14 protein-coding genes and 1 pseudogene are annotated in these 15,233 nt (G+C 60.9%); 4 read left to right on the top strand and 11 right to left on the bottom strand.

The features are described from left to right. Positions 1-60: 60 nt before the first annotated feature. Positions 61-981 carry a S66 peptidase family protein gene (locus BLU48_RS24600; protein WP_057024456.1) on the top strand — a complete coding sequence of 307 codons (921 nt, stop codon included), beginning with the start codon at positions 61-63 and terminating at the stop codon, positions 979-981. 116 nt (positions 982-1,097) lie between these two features. Here the strand turns inward: BLU48_RS24600 and BLU48_RS24595 are convergent. The 5 genes and pseudogenes from BLU48_RS24595 to leuS all read right to left on the bottom strand — a co-directional run bounded on the left by BLU48_RS24595 (position 1,098) and on the right by leuS (position 7,173). After that, positions 1,098-2,423 (bottom strand): annotated as a pseudogene (locus tag BLU48_RS24595) (lytic murein transglycosylase). A 62-nt stretch (positions 2,424-2,485) separates the two neighbouring features. Continuing rightward, a complete protein-coding gene (arfA, locus tag BLU48_RS24590) occupies positions 2,486-2,650 on the bottom strand; it encodes an alternative ribosome rescue factor ArfA (protein ID WP_003176285.1) in 165 nt (54 codons plus the stop codon). Between the two features lie 144 nt (positions 2,651-2,794). Beyond that, a complete protein-coding gene (holA, locus tag BLU48_RS24585) occupies positions 2,795-3,832 on the bottom strand; it encodes a DNA polymerase III subunit delta (RefSeq protein ID WP_057024457.1) in 1,038 nt (345 codons plus the stop codon). A 39-nt stretch (positions 3,833-3,871) separates the two neighbouring features. Then, complete coding sequence (locus BLU48_RS24580) at positions 3,872-4,477, bottom strand: LPS-assembly lipoprotein LptE (protein WP_057024458.1); 606 nt, start codon at positions 4,475-4,477, stop codon at positions 3,872-3,874. A gap of 89 nt (positions 4,478-4,566) precedes the next feature. Further along, positions 4,567-7,173 carry a leucine--tRNA ligase gene (leuS, locus tag BLU48_RS24575; RefSeq protein ID WP_057024459.1) on the bottom strand — a complete coding sequence of 869 codons (2,607 nt, stop codon included), beginning with the start codon at positions 7,171-7,173 and terminating at the stop codon, positions 4,567-4,569. 261 nt (positions 7,174-7,434) lie between these two features. Between leuS and BLU48_RS24570 the strand changes: the two genes are divergently transcribed. Continuing rightward, on the top strand, positions 7,435-7,752 hold the full coding sequence (locus BLU48_RS24570) for a hypothetical protein (RefSeq protein WP_057024460.1): 318 nt from the start codon (positions 7,435-7,437) through the stop codon (positions 7,750-7,752). 101 nt (positions 7,753-7,853) lie between these two features. Next, complete coding sequence (locus BLU48_RS24565) at positions 7,854-8,615, top strand: YdcF family protein (RefSeq protein ID WP_057024461.1); 762 nt, start codon at positions 7,854-7,856, stop codon at positions 8,613-8,615. Between the two features lie 125 nt (positions 8,616-8,740). Here BLU48_RS24565 and lnt read toward each other — a convergent pair whose 3' ends face one another. The 5 genes from lnt to miaB form a co-directional block, all read right to left on the bottom strand. Continuing rightward, a complete protein-coding gene (gene lnt / locus BLU48_RS24560) occupies positions 8,741-10,264 on the bottom strand; it encodes an apolipoprotein N-acyltransferase (protein WP_057024462.1) in 1,524 nt (507 codons plus the stop codon). 8 nt (positions 10,265-10,272) lie between these two features. After that, the gene (locus BLU48_RS24555) at positions 10,273-11,112 is read right to left on the bottom strand and encodes an HlyC/CorC family transporter (protein ID WP_010206772.1); all 840 of its coding nucleotides are present in this window, start codon (positions 11,110-11,112) and stop codon (positions 10,273-10,275) included. A gap of 42 nt (positions 11,113-11,154) precedes the next feature. Beyond that, the gene (ybeY, locus tag BLU48_RS24550; protein WP_057024463.1) at positions 11,155-11,613 is read right to left on the bottom strand and encodes an rRNA maturation RNase YbeY; all 459 of its coding nucleotides are present in this window, start codon (positions 11,611-11,613) and stop codon (positions 11,155-11,157) included. Next, on the bottom strand, positions 11,606-12,610 hold the full coding sequence (locus tag BLU48_RS24545; RefSeq protein WP_043047963.1) for a PhoH family protein: 1,005 nt from the start codon (positions 12,608-12,610) through the stop codon (positions 11,606-11,608). Before BLU48_RS24545 ends, ybeY begins: the two co-directional genes overlap by 8 nt. 230 nt (positions 12,611-12,840) lie before the next feature. Beyond that, positions 12,841-14,169: a tRNA (N6-isopentenyl adenosine(37)-C2)-methylthiotransferase MiaB gene (gene miaB / locus BLU48_RS24540; RefSeq protein WP_057024464.1), complete on the bottom strand. Its 1,329-nt coding sequence runs from the start codon at positions 14,167-14,169 to the stop codon at positions 12,841-12,843. 130 nt (positions 14,170-14,299) lie between these two features. On the opposite strand from miaB, the gene BLU48_RS24535 reads away from it, so the two are divergent. Then, complete coding sequence (locus BLU48_RS24535) at positions 14,300-14,626, top strand: DUF1820 family protein (RefSeq protein ID WP_003194436.1); 327 nt, start codon at positions 14,300-14,302, stop codon at positions 14,624-14,626. Positions 14,627-14,664: 38 nt separating this feature from the next. Here BLU48_RS24535 and BLU48_RS24530 read toward each other — a convergent pair whose 3' ends face one another. Beyond that, positions 14,665-15,219 carry a tetratricopeptide repeat protein gene (locus tag BLU48_RS24530; RefSeq protein WP_057024465.1) on the bottom strand — a complete coding sequence of 185 codons (555 nt, stop codon included), beginning with the start codon at positions 15,217-15,219 and terminating at the stop codon, positions 14,665-14,667. Positions 15,220-15,233: the final 14 nt, after the last annotated feature.

The following is a 15,233-nucleotide window of genomic DNA, read 5'->3' as shown; positions in this document are numbered from 1 at the left end:
AGCCATCGGGGGTAAGCCCCCTCCCACATTTCGTTGCGCGTTGACTAGGGAGAGTTGTATATGACGCCAGCCGTTCCAGCCCTTCGTTCTGAAGGCACCATCGCCCTGATCGCCCCCGCCGGCCCTGCTGCACTGGACGTTGAAAAAGCCGGGCAATGGATGCGTGCCCGTGGCTACGACCTGCGCATTTATCCCGGTGTATACGAACGCGACGGCTACCTGGCCGGTAGCGATGAAGTGCGCCTGCGCGACGTGCATGCCGCCTTCGCCAACCCCGAAATCGATGCCATTCTCTGCCTGCGCGGCGGCTACGGCACGCCACGCCTGCTCGACGCGCTGGACTTCGACCTGCTGCGCGCCAACCCCAAGCCGTTCGTGGGCTACAGCGATATCACCGCCTTGCACCTGGCGATCAACCGTTATGCCGGTTTTGTCACGTTCCACGGTCCAATGCTCAATGCCGACCTGCTGGGTGGCAAGCAGCAACCCACGGAATCCTCATTGTTCAGCCTGCTGCGTGGTCAGCTGGGCGCCGGCAGCGTGCTTGCGCACCCTGCGGCCTATCCATTGACCACGATCGAACCAGGCATCGCCTGTGGGCGCTTGCTGGGCGGTAACCTGTCGATGATCGCGGCGGTCATGGGCACGCCGTACGAAATAGACGCCGAAGCCATCATCCTGTTTATCGAGGACGTCAACGAGCCGCTTTATCGTATCGACCGCCTGCTGACTCACCTGCGCCTGGCGGGCAAGCTGGCCCAGGTTGCCGGTGTGCTGGTCGGGGACGTGGCGGGTGTGGATAACGTCGCGCTGGAGCGGTTGCTCAAGCAGACCTTCGAGCCGCTGTGCATTCCGGTGCTGGCAGGCTGGCGCAGTGGTCATTGCGACCCGAACCTGACGTTGCCGATGGGCGCTTTGGTGCGCCTGGATGCGGGGGAGCAGCAGCTGGTGCTGGAGCAGGGCGTAGTGTTCAACCACTGAGTTTTTTACAGTCTGCTAAACCGCAATCGGGGGCAAGCCCCCTCCCACATTTTTGGAATGCATTCCAAGTGTGGGAGGGGGCTTGCCCCCGATTGCGGTAGTCGCCATAAGTCAATCTACCGGCCTTGCAGGGATTCCAGCAACTTCACCGTCGGATACCCATCCGCCGGCCAGCCCAACGCCTGCTGCGCCGCTCGAATCGCCTTGCGCGTGTTGGCGCCGATAATCCCATCCGCATTACCCGCGTCATAACCCTTGGCGCTGAGCGCCGTTTGCAGGTCGATACGCTGTGAGCGGCTCAGCGGCAGCTCATCTTTGGGCCAACTGCCACGAATCACACCGCCGCCGCCAAATCGCTCCGACAACAGGCCAACTGCCAGCGCATAGGATGACGAATTGTTGTACTTGAGGATCGCGCGGAAGTTATCCAGTACCAGGAATGCCGGGCCGCGGTAACCCGCCGGCAACAGCAGGGCGGCGGACAATTGATCGACGTTGGCCGGCAGGCTCACACCGGGTGGCAACTCAATCCCCAGTTGCAGCCATTCGGCAACACTCTTGCGCACGCCACCATCGGCAAGGCTGTAATCGAAGCCCGAGGGAAGCGGCTGCACTTCAACACCCCAAGGCTGGCCTTTTTGCCAGCCGGAGCTTTGCAGGTAATGCGCAGTGGAGGCGAGGGCATCGGACGGGCTGTTCCAGATATCACGGCGACCGTCACCGTCGAAGTCCACGGCATGGGTGTTATAGGTGGTCGGGATAAACTGGGTTTGGCCCATTGCACCGGCCCATGAGCCTTTCATCTGGTCGGCCTGAATATCGCCATGCTGGATGATCTGCAGTGCCGCCAGCAGTTGCGCCTGGGCAAAGGCCGGGCGACGGCCTTCGTAGGCCAGGGTGGCGAGGGAGCGGATCACCGAGTTGTTGCCCTGGAACGCGCCGAAGTTGCTCTCCATGCCCTAAACCGAGACCAGCGCCTGGCGGTCGACACCATAGCGCTGCTCAATGCTTTGCAGGATATCGGCGTACTTGACCAACAGCGCCTGGCCATTACGCACGCGCACTGGTGACAGGGCGCCGTCGAGGTATTCCCACACAGGGCGGGAAAACTCCGGCTGGCTGCGGTCGGCGCGAATTACCGCCATATCAGGGGTGACGCCAGCAAAGGCGTTATCGAAGACGTCAGCTGTGATCCCGGCCTGCAGGGCTTGCGCACGAAAGCCCGCCTGCCATTCGGCGAAGGTCTGGGTCGGTTGGATGTCAAGATTGTCCACCGCCAGCGGGGCAACGACGGCTGGCGCGATGGCCGGTGCGGTCTGGAGCTTGGGCAGGGGTTGCGCATCCGCGGCGGTAGGTTTTTCCGCGCAGGCGACGAGCAGAATGAGGCTGGAGGCAGCGATCAATTGGCGAAGGTGCCAACGACGAGAAAGACTAGAGGGCATGCACAGGTCCAGGGGGTTACAAATCAGGTATAGACCTTATCATGCCAGAGGGGCGCTTGCCTTCAGGCAGCCAGAAAGTAAGAAGCCTCCCAGCTATTAGACTGGAAGGCTTCGCGGCGGTAGCTGCCTTTGCCCTTGCCGGCGCGTTCCTGGCGGCTGCGGAACAAGGGCTGGGCGATGATGGATTTAGCCTTGTTGGGGCCATGCTTGGATGGCTTTTTGCTCATGATGGTTCTCTCGCTAGGGTGTGGAATGGAGCGGTGCAAATCATCTGCCGAAGTTGCCCGGCTGTAAAGCCTGACGACATGTAGGAAAGGTACGCGGTCGAATGTGGGAGGGAGCAAGCCCCCTCCCACAATTGGATCGGTGGGTTATTCAGCGGGCAGCGTCAGGCGCTGGCCGGCCATCAACAGCGACAGACGGCTCAGGCTCATCCACGGCGAGCCGGCGGCCTGGCCCTTGATCTGGGCGTCGATGCGCTGGGCTTCCAGCAACAGTTGCGCCCAGCGTTGCGCCGAGTGCCGTTGCAGAGCTTTGCTCATCAGCGGTTTGCGCTTGTCCCACACCGGAGGCCTGGCCTGGCTGAAACATTTATCCAGGGGTGTGCCCTGGCTGTATTGCAGGGCAATGTTCGCCAGTACCCGCAACTCCCGAGCCAGGGCCCAGAGAATCACGGGCGGTTCCACCCCTTCGCCACGCAGGCCTTCGAGCATACGCAGGGCGTGGGCGGGCTCGCCGTTGAGGATCGCATCCACCAGGCCGAACACATCAAAGCGAGCGCTGTCAGCGACTGCGCCTTGTACGGTTTCGACAGTGATCTGACCATCCTCGGCCATCAGCTTGAGCTTTTCGATCTCCTGGGCGGCGGCAAGCAGGTTGCCCTCGACCCGGGCGGCGATCAGCTCTACGGCATCTTGTGTCGCTGCCAGCCCCGATTGTGACAAGCGCTGACGAATCCACTGCGGCAACTGGTTGCTGTCCACTGGCCAGATCTGGATGAACTGGGTCTGTGGGCCTTCTACCAGCGCCTTGCCCCACTTGGTTTTCTGCGCACTGCCGTCAAGCTTGGGCAGGCTGACCAGCAAGATCGTGTCTTCGGCAGGACGCGAGCAATATTCCATCAACGCCGCCGCACCTTTGTCGCCCGGCTTGCCCGAGGGCAGGCGCAGTTCCAGCAGGCGCTTTTCGGCAAACAACGACATGCTGGCGCCGGCCTGCAGCAATGTACCCCAGTCGAAACTGGCGTCGGCGCTGAAGACCTGGCGTTCGTCGAAGCCTTGCTGACGTGCGGCGGTGCGGATCGCGTCGGCCGCTTCCTGGCACAGCAGCGGGTCATCGCCGCTGACGATATAGACAGGCGCGAGGCCACCTTGCAGGTGCTTGGCGAGTTGGGCAGGGGCAAGTTTCATAGACGGGTCGAACGGGGCGCCAGGGGCGCCCCGCCTGGCTTACTCGACTGGGACTTCAACAGGCGATTGTTTCGGCGTGTTGTCTTCATACTCTTGCGCGGCTTTCAGGGCATCGGCATCAGCCTTGGCCTTGTTGTCGGCGGTTTGCTGCAGGGCGGCCAGCTTTTCCGGGGTCAGCATTTGCAGGCGCGTCATCATGCGCTGGATCAGCTCACGACGCATTTCCTTGCGCACCTGGAGGGTCTCGGAGTCTGAACCCACCAGGTTGTTGCCGTCGTGACTGACAACCTTCTGCACCTGGATCTTGTCACCCATCAGCGGCAAGTTATCGCGGCCTTGTACTTCGAAGAGGAGCGCAGTGTTCAACTCGACGTCTGACGCACGGCCGGCACTGGCGTAGCTGATATTGCGCTGGGTTTCTTTCTCATCCGTCAGGATCAGTTTGTAGGTCGCGCCGTTGTACACATGCACGCCGCTGTTTTCCAGGGTCTGGCGCAGCTGGGTCACGGTCTCGCCATAGGCGTTGCGGGCGCTGACGTCGAGTTCCTTGAGCGACAGCTCATTGGTACCGGTGCCACGCAGCTGGAAGCCGCAAGCGCTCAACAGCACGGCAAGGCCCATAACCAGCAGATTGCGTTTGATCATTTTGTTGCTCCCCTTGAAACCATGTGGGCCATATCGAGGCCCTAAAGGTTTAGTTCGGCGCAGGGCCCAAGCCCCGCGCCCGATCCGATTTAGCTGGCGACGATGTTGACCAGTTTGCCGGGCACCACGATCACTTTGCGGATCGTCAGGCCTTCGGTAAAGCGCAGCACGTTCTCGTTGATGCGTGCAGCGGCCTCAACCTCTTCACGGCTGGCGCTGGCCGGCATGTCGATCTGGCCGCGCAGTTTACCGTTGACCTGGATGACCAATTGCAGCGTGTCCTGTACCAGGGCGCTTTCATCCTGCACTGGCCAGGCGGCATCGATTACGGCGCCGCTGTGGCCCAAACGGCTCCACAGTTCATGGCTGATGTGCGGCGTGATCGGTGCGAGCAACAGAATAACTGTTTCCAGGCCTTCCTGGATCAGCGCGCGGTCAAGTTCTGTAGCTTGCGGGGCTTTCTCCAGCACGTTCATCAGCGTCATCACCTGGGCGATGGCGGTGTTGAACTTGTGGTGCTGCCCTACGTCCTGGCTGGCCTGGCGGATGGCCAGGTGGGTGCTGCGACGAATGGCTTTCTGCTCGTCGTTCAAGGCCGCGACGTCCAGCTTGCCCGGCAAGCCCTGGCTGACATGGGCATGGGCCAGGCGCCAGACGCGCTTGAGGAAGCGGTGCGAGCCTTCGACGCCGGAGTCGGACCATTCGGCGCTCATGTCAGGCGGCGAGGCGAACATCATGAACAGGCGGCAGGTGTCGGCGCCGAACTGGTCGATCATCGACTGCGGGTCGACACCGTTGTTCTTCGACTTGGCCATCTTCTCGGTGCCGCCGATCTCCACCGGCAGACCGTCGGATTTCAGCTTGGCACTGATCACCTTGGCCTTGCTGTCACGCTCGAGCTCGACATCCGCCGGGTTGAACCAGGTGTAGGCACCATTGGCTTCACGGCGGTAGTAGGTCTCGGCGATCACCATGCCCTGGGTCAGCAGGTTCTTGAACGGCTCATCGGAACTCACCAGGCCTTCGTCGCGCATCAGCTTGTGGAAGAAACGCGCATACAGCAGGTGGAGAATGGCGTGTTCGATGCCGCCGATGTACTGGTCAACCGGCAGCCAATGGTCGGCTGCGGATTTTTCCACCAGGCCGCCTTCATAGTGCGGCGAGGCGTAGCGAGCGTAGTACCACGAGGACTCGACAAAGGTGTCCATGGTGTCTGTTTCACGCTTGGCCGGCGCGCCGCATTTCGGGCAGCTGCACTCGTAGAACTCCGGCATGCGCGCCAGCGGCGAGCCGGCGCCATCGGGCACGACATCTTCCGGCAGCACGACAGGCAGCTGGTTCTCCGGTACGGGCACGTCGCCACAGCTCTCGCAGTGGATGATCGGGATCGGGCAGCCCCAGTAGCGCTGGCGGCTGATGCCCCAGTCGCGCAGGCGGAACTGGGTGCGCGAGGCGCCGAGGTTCTTCTTGATCAGCGCGACTTCGATAGCGTCGAAGGCGCCTTGGAAATCCAGGCCGTCGAACTCGCCGGAATTGATCAGGGTGCCGTGCTCGCCATAGGCGTCCTGCCATGGTGCAGGGTTGGTGTCGCCCGAGCTGGTGCGCACCACAGACTTGATCGGCAGGTTGTATTTGATGGCGAATTCGAAGTCGCGCTCATCGTGGGCCGGCACCGCCATGACGGCGCCGTCGCCGTAGTGCATCAGCACGTAGTTGGCGACCCAGACCGGCAGTTTGTCGCCCGTCAGCGGGTGCTCGACGAACAATCCGGTCGGCAGGCCTTTTTTCTCCTGGGTGGCGACGTCTGCTTCGGCCACGCTGCCGCCTTTGCATTCGGCGATGAATGCCTGCAGCTCGGGGTTGTTCTGTGCAGCCTGGGTGGCCAGCGGGTGTTCGGCGGCCACTGCGACGTAGGTCGCGCCCATCAGGGTATCCGGACGGGTTGTAAAGACCTTGAGTGCACCGGCTTCGCCGATGGAATCGACGTTGTACGGGAACTGTACTTCCATGCCCTTGGATTTGCCGATCCAGTTGCGTTGCATGGTCTTGACCTGTTCAGGCCAGCCCGGCAAGTCATCGAGGCTCGACAAGAGTTCATCGGCGTAGGCGGTGATCTTGAAGTAGTACATCGGGATTTCGCGCTTTTCGATCAGCGCGCCGGAGCGCCAGCCGCGACCGTCGATGACCTGCTCGTTGGCCAGTACGGTCTGGTCGATCGGGTCCCAGTTCACGGTGCCGCTTTTTTTGTAGATCACGCCTTTTTCGAACAGGCGAGTGAACAGCCATTGTTCCCAGCGGTAGTAGTCCGGCTTGCAGGTGGTCACTTCGCGGGACCAGTCCACCGCCAGGCCCAGGCTGCGCAGCTGGGTCTTCATGTAGGCGATGTTTTCGTAGGTCCACTTGGCGGGGGCCACGTTGTTTTTCATCGCGGCGTTTTCCGCCGGCATGCCGAAGGCGTCCCAGCCCATGGGTTGCAGGACATTCTTGCCGAGCATGCGCTGGTAGCGGGAAATCACGTCGCCGATGGTGTAGTTACGCACGTGCCCCATGTGTAGCTTGCCGCTGGGGTAAGGGAACATCGACAGGCAGTAGTAAGTCTCCTTGCCTGGCTGTTCACTGACTTCAAAGGACTTCTGCTCGTCCCAGAACGTTTGGGCGGCATTTTCTATTTCACGGGGCTGATATTGTTCGTGCATGGCTACTTTTGAACTGGATAGGGGTGGCCTAATCCTCTTCGGTGCACTGTCCGGGTTGTTCGACACCAAGAAGCGGCGCGTCCGTGCCCAAACCCTGCGGGAAGTGGAGTTACAGGAAGCGCCGTAGCATACATGACCCCACTCTATCGAGGGAAACCCTGATTGCGCGGCAAGGGCCGTCTGTCGCGGCAGCGGGCAGGCGCAGCAACGGGGGCTACGCTGTTTATTGGGGAGCAAGTATTTCTTCAATGAGGTGAGGGGATGGTTGAATCGCAGCGAACTTTAACGAAACCGCAGTTGTATGAGGGATTGATCGACCGTTTGGGTCGGGCATTGGATGCCGCAAGAACCGCAGGCCGATTGCGTGATGAACGGCCTCTGGAGCTGGAGTTGCGAGGCTTGAGCCAGGCGGAGCTTGAACTGATCAAGAACTACCTGGAGTTGAATCACCACCGCGCCTCTCATGGGCAGGCCTCCCCGCCAGCCCAAGAGCCTCTTCGTTCGGCCAAGGTTGTCTGGCTGAAGGATCTGGCGGCCGGTCGCGACCCGGAAAAATCCCGGTCCGTACGGTGCAAGTGAAGCACAGTGCCATCCGTTAATTTTCTTGAAACAGGCTGGTAAAGAAAGATTGTCGCTCAACCCCGTTGCATCTAGGCTTCGGGCATCTTTGGAGATGCCCGATGCCTTTTCGTTATTTCATTAAGCAATTGTTGTTGCCGCCCGGTATTTTCTTGCTGTTGCTGGTTCTTGCCTGGTGGTTTCGTCGCAGTCGCCCGCGCCTGGCCGGATTATGTTTTGCCCTCGGACTGGGCGGGATGTGGTTGATCAGCCTGCCGGTGATGGTGCAATGGGGCGCTCGTGCCCTCGAGACTGAGCCGCCTTTGGCTCGCGAAGACTGGGCTACGCTGGCCCAGCGGGCCGATGCAATTGTGGTGCTGGGCTCGGGACGTGAGCGTGGGGATATTGCCTGGGGCAGCGACCAGCCCACCGGCATTGGCTTGGAGCGTGAGCGTTATGCGGCGCGACTGGCCAAGGCGTCAGGTTTGCCGGTGCTGACCAGTGGCGGCTTGCACTACGGCACGCCGCCCAGTGAGGCCGAGATGATGGCCGTGTCGATGCAGGATGACTTCGGTGTCAGCGTGCGCTGGAAGGAAGAGCGTAGTCGTACCACTTGGGAAAACGCCCAGATGAGCGCTGAGATTCTATTACCGGAAGGTATCAAGCGTGTGGTGGTGGTGACTCAAGCCTGGCACATGCCGCGTTCGGTGTGGAGCTTTGAGAAGGCCGGTTTTACTGTGGTGCCCGGGCCGGTGGGCTTTCTGGGCGTAGACCACGGCCGGCCGCTCGGCGGCTGGATGCCGGAGGTCAAGGCGGTGTGGCAGAGCGGGCAGTTGATCAATGAGGCGGTGGGGCAGGTGGGATACCGGGTGTTTTATCAGTAACACCGTAGGATAAAAATGTGGGAGGGGGCTTGCTCCCGATAGCAGTGTGTCAGTCAGTACATTTGATACTGACACTCTGCTATCGGGAGCAAGCCCCCTCCCACATTTGTTTGGTGTTTGTCCGGTTAGACGGTTTTGGACATCCGGCCAGCCAACAGGGCCCAGCCAAACAATGCCAAGCACACAATGATCAACGGCCACGAACGCCACTGCAGGTACGGCGTGAGGTTATGCATCGGCACCACTTCGCCGTAGAGAATGCCACGCTCGAATTGCGGGATCTGTGCGGTGATCTGCCCAAACGGGTTGATCAGCCCGGTCACGCCGTTGTTGGTGGCGCGGATCATCCAGCGCCCGGCTTCCAGTGCACGCATCTGCGCCATTTGCAGGTGCTGCAATGGGCCGATGGAGCGGCCGAACCAGGTGTCGTTGCTGATGGTCAGCAGCAAGTCGCTCTGGGCCGACAGGCCGGCAGCGAATTCCGGGTACACCACTTCATAGCAAATGAACGGCGCAATCTGATAGCCCTTGGCCTGAAGCATGGCCTGGTCTGAAGGGCCGCGGGCGAAGTCCGACATCGGCAGGTCGAAGAACGCAATCAGCCCGCGCAGCATGTCCTGCAACGGCACGTATTCGCCAAACGGCACCAGCTTTTGCTTGAGATAGGTGCCGTCACCTTCGCCGACTACGGTAATGCCATTGAAGTAACGCTTCTCATGGTGCACTTCCTGGCGAATCGGTACCCCGGTAATCAGCGCGGTGTTCCGGTCGGCGGCAAACTTGCCCATCATGCCCAGGTAGCCCTCGACCGACTCCTTGAGCACCGGCACGGCGGTTTCCGGCCATACCAGCAGGTCGACACGCTTGGAGCTCAGGCTCATATCGCGGTACAGCGCCAACTGCGCATTGAGCTGCTGGGGGTCCCACTTCATGCTTTGCTCGACGTTGCCCTGGATGGCGGCGACGCTCAGGGGATCGCCGGAGGGCGAGGTCCAGGCGTGGTGCTTGAGCGCCAGGCCGATAGCCCAGGGGGCGACCAGCAACACCAGGCCCGCACCAATGAAGGCGTTGCGCTTGCTTGCCAGCAGGCGCGGCAGGTTGCACAGCAGGGCTGCCGTGAGTGCCAGGGCGAAGGAAATCAGCCACATTCCGCCCAGCGGCGCGAGGCCGGTCAGCGGGCCGTCGAGTTGGCTGTAACCGGAGTACAACCAGGGGAAGCCGGTGAGGAACCAGCCACGAAACGCTTCCTGGCCAACCCATAACGCGGCGAAGGTCAGGGCATCCGCCAACGGCGCTTCATTGCGGCGCAGCCAGCGCGCCCACAACCAGGCGGGCAGGGCAAAGAACCAGGCGATGGCGGCGGTAAACAGCAGCATCAGGAACCCCGCCAGCAACACCGAAGCGCCGCCGAAGTGGTGAATGCTGTAGTAGATCCAGCTGGTGCCGGCGCCAAACAGGCCGAAACCGAAACACCAGCCGCGGCCCAGGGCCTGGCGGGGGGTCAGCTCCCGCAGGCCGATATAGAACAGGCCGACCGCTACCAGAGCCAACGGCCAGATATCGAACGGCGCCAGCGCCAGGGTAGTGATGGCGCCGGCCACCACGGCCAGCAAGTTACCGGGCCAGCCGGGGCGGTTCAGGCGCTGCATGTCATTCCTTAGCGGGCAATAGGTGTCAAACGGATCAGATGGATACGACGACTATCGGCATTCAAAATGCGGAAGCGATAGGCGCCAATCTCGGTGGTCTCGTTACGCTTGGGCAGATGCCCGAACGCACTCATCACCAGGCCGCCGACCGTGTCGAACTCATCGTCGGAGAATTCGCTGTCGAAGAACTCGTTGAAGTTTTCGATTGGCGTCAGCGCCTTGATCAGGAAGTCACCGCTGGGCAGCGGCTTGATGTAGCTGTCTTCTTCGACGTCGTGCTCGTCTTCGATGTCGCCGACGATCTGTTCCAGCACGTCCTCGATGGTCACCAGGCCCGCCACGCCGCCGTATTCGTCGATCACAATGGCCATGTGATTGTGGTTGGCGCGGAATTCGCGCAGCAGCACATTCAGGCGCTTGGATTCAGGTACGAAGGTGGCCGGACGCAGCAGGTCCTTGATGTTGAAGCTGTCGCCGTTCTCCTTGAGGATCAGCGGCAGCAGGTCCTTGGCCAGCAGGACACCCATGACGTCGTCATGGCTTTCACCGATCACCGGGTAGCGCGAGTGCGCCGAGTCGATTACGGCCGGGAGGAATTCCCGTGGGGTCTGGGTCGCCTTGATGCTGATCATCTGCGAACGCGGGACCATGATGTCCCGTACTTGCAGGTCAGCCACCTGAATGGCGCCTTCGACGATGGCCAGCGCTTCGCTGTCCAGCAACTTGTTCTGGTGGGCCTCGCGCAGCAGCTCCAGCAGCTCCTGGCGGTTTTTCGGCTCGTGGGCAAAAGCCTGGGTCAGTTTACCCAGCCATGACTTCTGCCCGTTGCTCGATCGGTCTTCGCTCATAGCGATTACTCTAAATCCTTTGATATGACAGTTGAGTGTTGATCAGTTTTCGTCGTCTGCATAAGGGTCACGGTGACCCAGTTCTGCAAGCAACGTTCGTTCCAGTGTTTCCATTTCTTCGGCTTCATCATCGTCTATATGGTCGTAACCCAAGAGATGCAAGCAGCCGTGGATGACTAGATGGGCCCAATGGGCCTCAAGTTCCTTGCCTTGTTCCTTCGCCTCACGCTCGACCACCTCGACGCAGATCACCAGATCGCCCAGCAACGGGATATCCAGCAGCTCATCCGGTACGTCGGCGGGGAAGGACAGCACGTTGGTCGCGTAGTCCTTCTGGCGCCAGGTGTGGTTCAGCTCGCGGCCTTCGGGCTCGTCCACCAGGCGAATGGTCAGTTCCGAGTCGGCAGTGCGTTGGCGCAAGGCCAGGGTGCACCACTGACGAAACTGTTCTTCGCTGGGGGCGGGCGCTTCGGTGGCCAGCTGCAGGTCTAGCTCAAGCATCGCGGTGAACGTCCTTGGCCGGAGCGTCGTCCTTGTGGTCGAAGCGCTCATAGGCCTCGACAATGCGCTGCACCAGCGGATGGCGCACCACGTCCTTGGGCATGAAGTGCGTAAAGCTGATGCCCGGCACGTCCTTGAGCACCTCGATCACCTGAGCCAGCCCCGACTTGGTGCCCTTGGGCAGGTCGACCTGGGTGACGTCACCGGTGATCACGGCAGTGGAGCCGAAACCGATACGGGTGAGGAACATCTTCATCTGCTCGACGGTAGTGTTCTGGCTTTCGTCGAGGATGATGAAGCTGTTGTTCAGGGTACGGCCACGCATGTAGGCCAGCGGGGCGATCTCGATCACCTGGCGCTCGATCAGCTTGGCGACGTATTCAAAACCGAGCATCTCGTAGAGTGCGTCGTAGAGCGGGCGCAGGTACGGGTCGATTTTCTGGGCCAGGTCGCCGGGCAGGAAACCAAGCTTTTCGCCGGCCTCGACCGCCGGGCGCACCAGCAGGATGCGTCGCACCTGCTCGCGCTCCAGGGCATCGACCGCACAGGCCACGGCCAGGTAGGTCTTGCCAGTACCGGCTGGGCCGATGCCGAAGTTGATGTCGTTGCCGAGGATTTCCTTGACGTACTTCTGCTGATTCAAGCCACGTGGGCGAATCATGCCTTTTTTGGTACGCAGGGCCACGCTGGCTTCGGCCACCGGGTTGTTGGCCAGGTCTTCCACGGCGGACTCCTGCAGGTACAGGTGCACCGTTTCCGGCGACAGCTCACTGCCCTTGGTCTCGCGGTAGAGGCGACGCAGCAGGTTTTCTGCAGACGTGGTGTGTTGGGGTTCACCAATGAGTTCGAACTGATTGCCGCGGTTGCGGATCTCGATGCTCAGGCGTTGTTCGATCAGGCGCAGGTGCTCGTCGAACTGTCCGCACAGGTTGGCGAAACGGCGAGCCTCAAAAGGCTCGAGGAGAAAACGATGGGGTTCTGCTATGGGTGCGTTCAAGGTTGCTTTTAGCCGCCCTTTGGCTGATGAGGTGAGAGAGAGAATAACGCCAGGCGCCGGTGTGCGAAAGCACTTAAATAGACTGGCCCCACTCTCGATAACCATGAAGAACTCCTGTGGGAGCTGGCTTGCCTGCGATAGCGGTGGGTCAGTTGGCGCATAGGGCACTGATACATCGCTATCGCAGGCAAGCCCGCTCCCACATTTTGATCTTCATCCGGTCCGCGAGATCAGTTGATCAGCGAGCCGCGCAACGAGTGTGGCTGCGCCGCATCGATATGCACATCGGCAAACTGGCCGATCAGGGTGGGGTCATCGCAACGGAAGTTGACGATGCGGTTGTTCTCGGTACGGCCCTGCAATTCACCCGGGTCCTTTTTCGAGTAATCCGTAACCAGGATGCGCTGGATCGAACCGACCATTTGTCGGCTGATCTCGAAACCCTGTTGGTTGAGGCGATGTTGCAGCGCGTTCAAACGCTCCTTTTTCAGCGCTTCCGGGGTTTCATCCAGTAGGTCCGCGGCAGGTGTACCTGGGCGTTGGCTGTAAACAAACGAGTAGGAGAAGTCGAAACCGACGTCCTCGATCAACTTCATGGTCTGTTGGAAATCTTTCTCGGTTTCGCCCGGGAAACCAACGATAAAGTCCGAACTGATGCAAATGCCCGGTACTGCGGCGCGCAACTTGCGCAGCTTGGATTTGTATTCCAGCGCCGTGTGGTTGCGCTTCATCGCCGACAGGATGCGGTCCGAGCCCGATTGCACCGGCAAGTGCAGGTGCTTGACCAATTCCGGCACTTCGGCGTGGGCCTGGATCAGGCTGTCGGAAAACTCCAGCGGGTGCGAGGTGGTGTAGCGGATGCGCTCGATGCCATCGACGGCGGCGACCACGCGGATCAGCTCCGCCAGGTCGGCCAGGCGCCCGTCGTGGGTCAGGCCACGGTAGCCGTTGACGTTCTGGCCCAGCAGGGTCACTTCACGCACGCCGTTTTCAGCCAGGTGGATGATTTCCGACAGTACGTCGTCAAACGGCCGGCTGACTTCTTCACCGCGGGTGTAGGGCACCACACAGAAGGTGCAGTACTTGCTGCAGCCTTCCATCACCGACACGTAGGCGCTCGGCCCGTCGATGCGCGGTTCGGGCAGATGGTCGAATTTCTCGATCTCCGGGAACGAAACGTCCACCTGGGGCAGCTTGGTGATGCGTGCGGCGTCGATCATGTCAGGCAGGCGGTGCAGGGTTTGCGGGCCGAAGACCACGTCGACATAGGGCGCACGATCGCGGATCGCAGCGCCTTCCTGGCTGGCCACGCAACCGCCGACGGCGATCACCATGTCCGGGTTGGCCAGTTTCAATTCGCGCCAGCGGCCCAGCTGGGAGTACACACGGTCCTGGGCCCGCTCGCGGATCGAGCAGGTATTGAGCAGGATCACGTCGGCATCTTCGGCGCGGGCGGTGACTTCCAGGGCCTGGTGTTCGCCCAGCAGGTCGACCATGCGCGAGCTGTCGTACTCGTTCATCTGGCAACCGTGGGTTTCGATATAAAGCTTCTTGGCCATGGGTATCGTCAACTGGTGGTAAAGAACCGCGCATTATAGGGGGCATGCCCATCGGTTCCTAGCGCTGTGCATCGGGTGCCATGCTATAGTTCGCGCCCTCTTTTATATCCCCATGTGTTCCGCGCCCACCATGACCAAACGTGAAGCTCCAATCTACAAGGTGATTTTCCTTAACCAGGGCCAGGTGTTCGAAATGTACGCCAAGCAGATCTATCAAAGTGATCTGTGGGGCTTCCTGGAAGTGGAAGAATTCGTCTTTGGCGAGCGCACCCAGTTGGTCGTCGACCCGGGCGAAGAAAAGCTCAAGGCCCAGTTCGAAGGCGTGGTGCGCAGTTTTGTGCCGATGCATTCGATCGTACGCATCGATGAAGTCGAGCGCCTGGGCACGCCGAAGATCAGCGAGGCGCGGGGCACTAGCAATGTCATGCCGTTTCCGATGCCGATGCCTGAGAAGTAGGGCGTTAGACCGATGGCAATAGAAGGGGCTGGCCGAAATCAGGGCAGGGGTGAGAAGGGCGAGCGCCCATCGGCACTCTGCAGTTCCTGCAGGTAATTGCGGAAAATCTGCCCCAGCACCTGGGTGGCCACTTCCAGCTCATCGCGCTGCATGTGCTCGGCAACTTCGTCGGCAGTATCCAGTGCGTCTTCGGCACCGTTGACTGCGGCCATTTTCAGCACGATGTACGCCTGGACGTTATTGGCCGGCACGCCTTCGCCGCGGAAGAACATCTTACCCAGCTGGAATTGCGCCTGGGCATGGCCCTGCAATGAGGCTTTCTCGAAGTAGCTCAACGCTTTGTTGAGGTCGAGGGCCGGGTTCTTGCTGTCGTGGTAGTACTCGCCCAACTCGTATTGCGCCTGCGCATCCCCGTCATCAGCCTGTTTCTGGCACGCGCTCAGCGCTTCGGCCTGGCTGTCTGGCTGGGTATTGAGGGTGCAGCGACCCATCGCTGGGATTAACAACGAGTTGCCGCCTGCCTGGGCATGTGCCAGCAGCGGCTGAAGGAGCAACAGGCAGCCCAGAACCAGGGTGCGGCCGGTGCGTTTCATGGGAATCGACTTAC

This window comes from Pseudomonas synxantha (genome assembly GCF_900105675.1).
In the GTDB taxonomy this organism is placed as follows: domain Bacteria; phylum Pseudomonadota; class Gammaproteobacteria; order Pseudomonadales; family Pseudomonadaceae; genus Aquipseudomonas; species Aquipseudomonas synxantha.
The sequence above is the reverse complement of the archived record's forward strand: the minus strand, read 5'-3'. Positions and strand labels throughout refer to the sequence as shown.

Excerpts from the sequence above, each read along its gene's own strand:
- arfA (WP_003176285.1), bottom strand. The coding sequence starts at position 2,650 with ATGAGCAAAAAGCCATCCAAGCATGGCCCCAACAAGGCTAAATCCATC.
- lnt (WP_057024462.1), bottom strand. The coding sequence starts at position 10,264 with ATGCAGCGCCTGAACCGCCCCGGCTGGCCCGGTAACTTGCTGGCCGTG.
- BLU48_RS24530 (WP_057024465.1), bottom strand. The coding sequence starts at position 15,219 with ATGAAACGCACCGGCCGCACCCTGGTTCTGGGCTGCCTGTTGCTCCTT.
- BLU48_RS24570 (WP_057024460.1), top strand. The coding sequence starts at position 7,435 with ATGGTTGAATCGCAGCGAACTTTAACGAAACCGCAGTTGTATGAGGGA.
- miaB (WP_057024464.1), bottom strand. The coding sequence starts at position 14,169 with ATGGCCAAGAAGCTTTATATCGAAACCCACGGTTGCCAGATGAACGAG.
- BLU48_RS24565 (WP_057024461.1), top strand. The coding sequence starts at position 7,854 with ATGCCTTTTCGTTATTTCATTAAGCAATTGTTGTTGCCGCCCGGTATT.
- leuS (WP_057024459.1), bottom strand. The coding sequence starts at position 7,173 with ATGCACGAACAATATCAGCCCCGTGAAATAGAAAATGCCGCCCAAACG.
- BLU48_RS24535 (WP_003194436.1), top strand. The coding sequence starts at position 14,300 with ATGACCAAACGTGAAGCTCCAATCTACAAGGTGATTTTCCTTAACCAG.
- ybeY (WP_057024463.1), bottom strand. The coding sequence starts at position 11,613 with ATGCTTGAGCTAGACCTGCAGCTGGCCACCGAAGCGCCCGCCCCCAGC.
- BLU48_RS24600 (WP_057024456.1), top strand. The coding sequence starts at position 61 with ATGACGCCAGCCGTTCCAGCCCTTCGTTCTGAAGGCACCATCGCCCTG.
- BLU48_RS24555 (WP_010206772.1), bottom strand. The coding sequence starts at position 11,112 with ATGAGCGAAGACCGATCGAGCAACGGGCAGAAGTCATGGCTGGGTAAA.
- BLU48_RS24580 (WP_057024458.1), bottom strand. The coding sequence starts at position 4,477 with ATGATCAAACGCAATCTGCTGGTTATGGGCCTTGCCGTGCTGTTGAGC.
- holA (WP_057024457.1), bottom strand. The coding sequence starts at position 3,832 with ATGAAACTTGCCCCTGCCCAACTCGCCAAGCACCTGCAAGGTGGCCTC.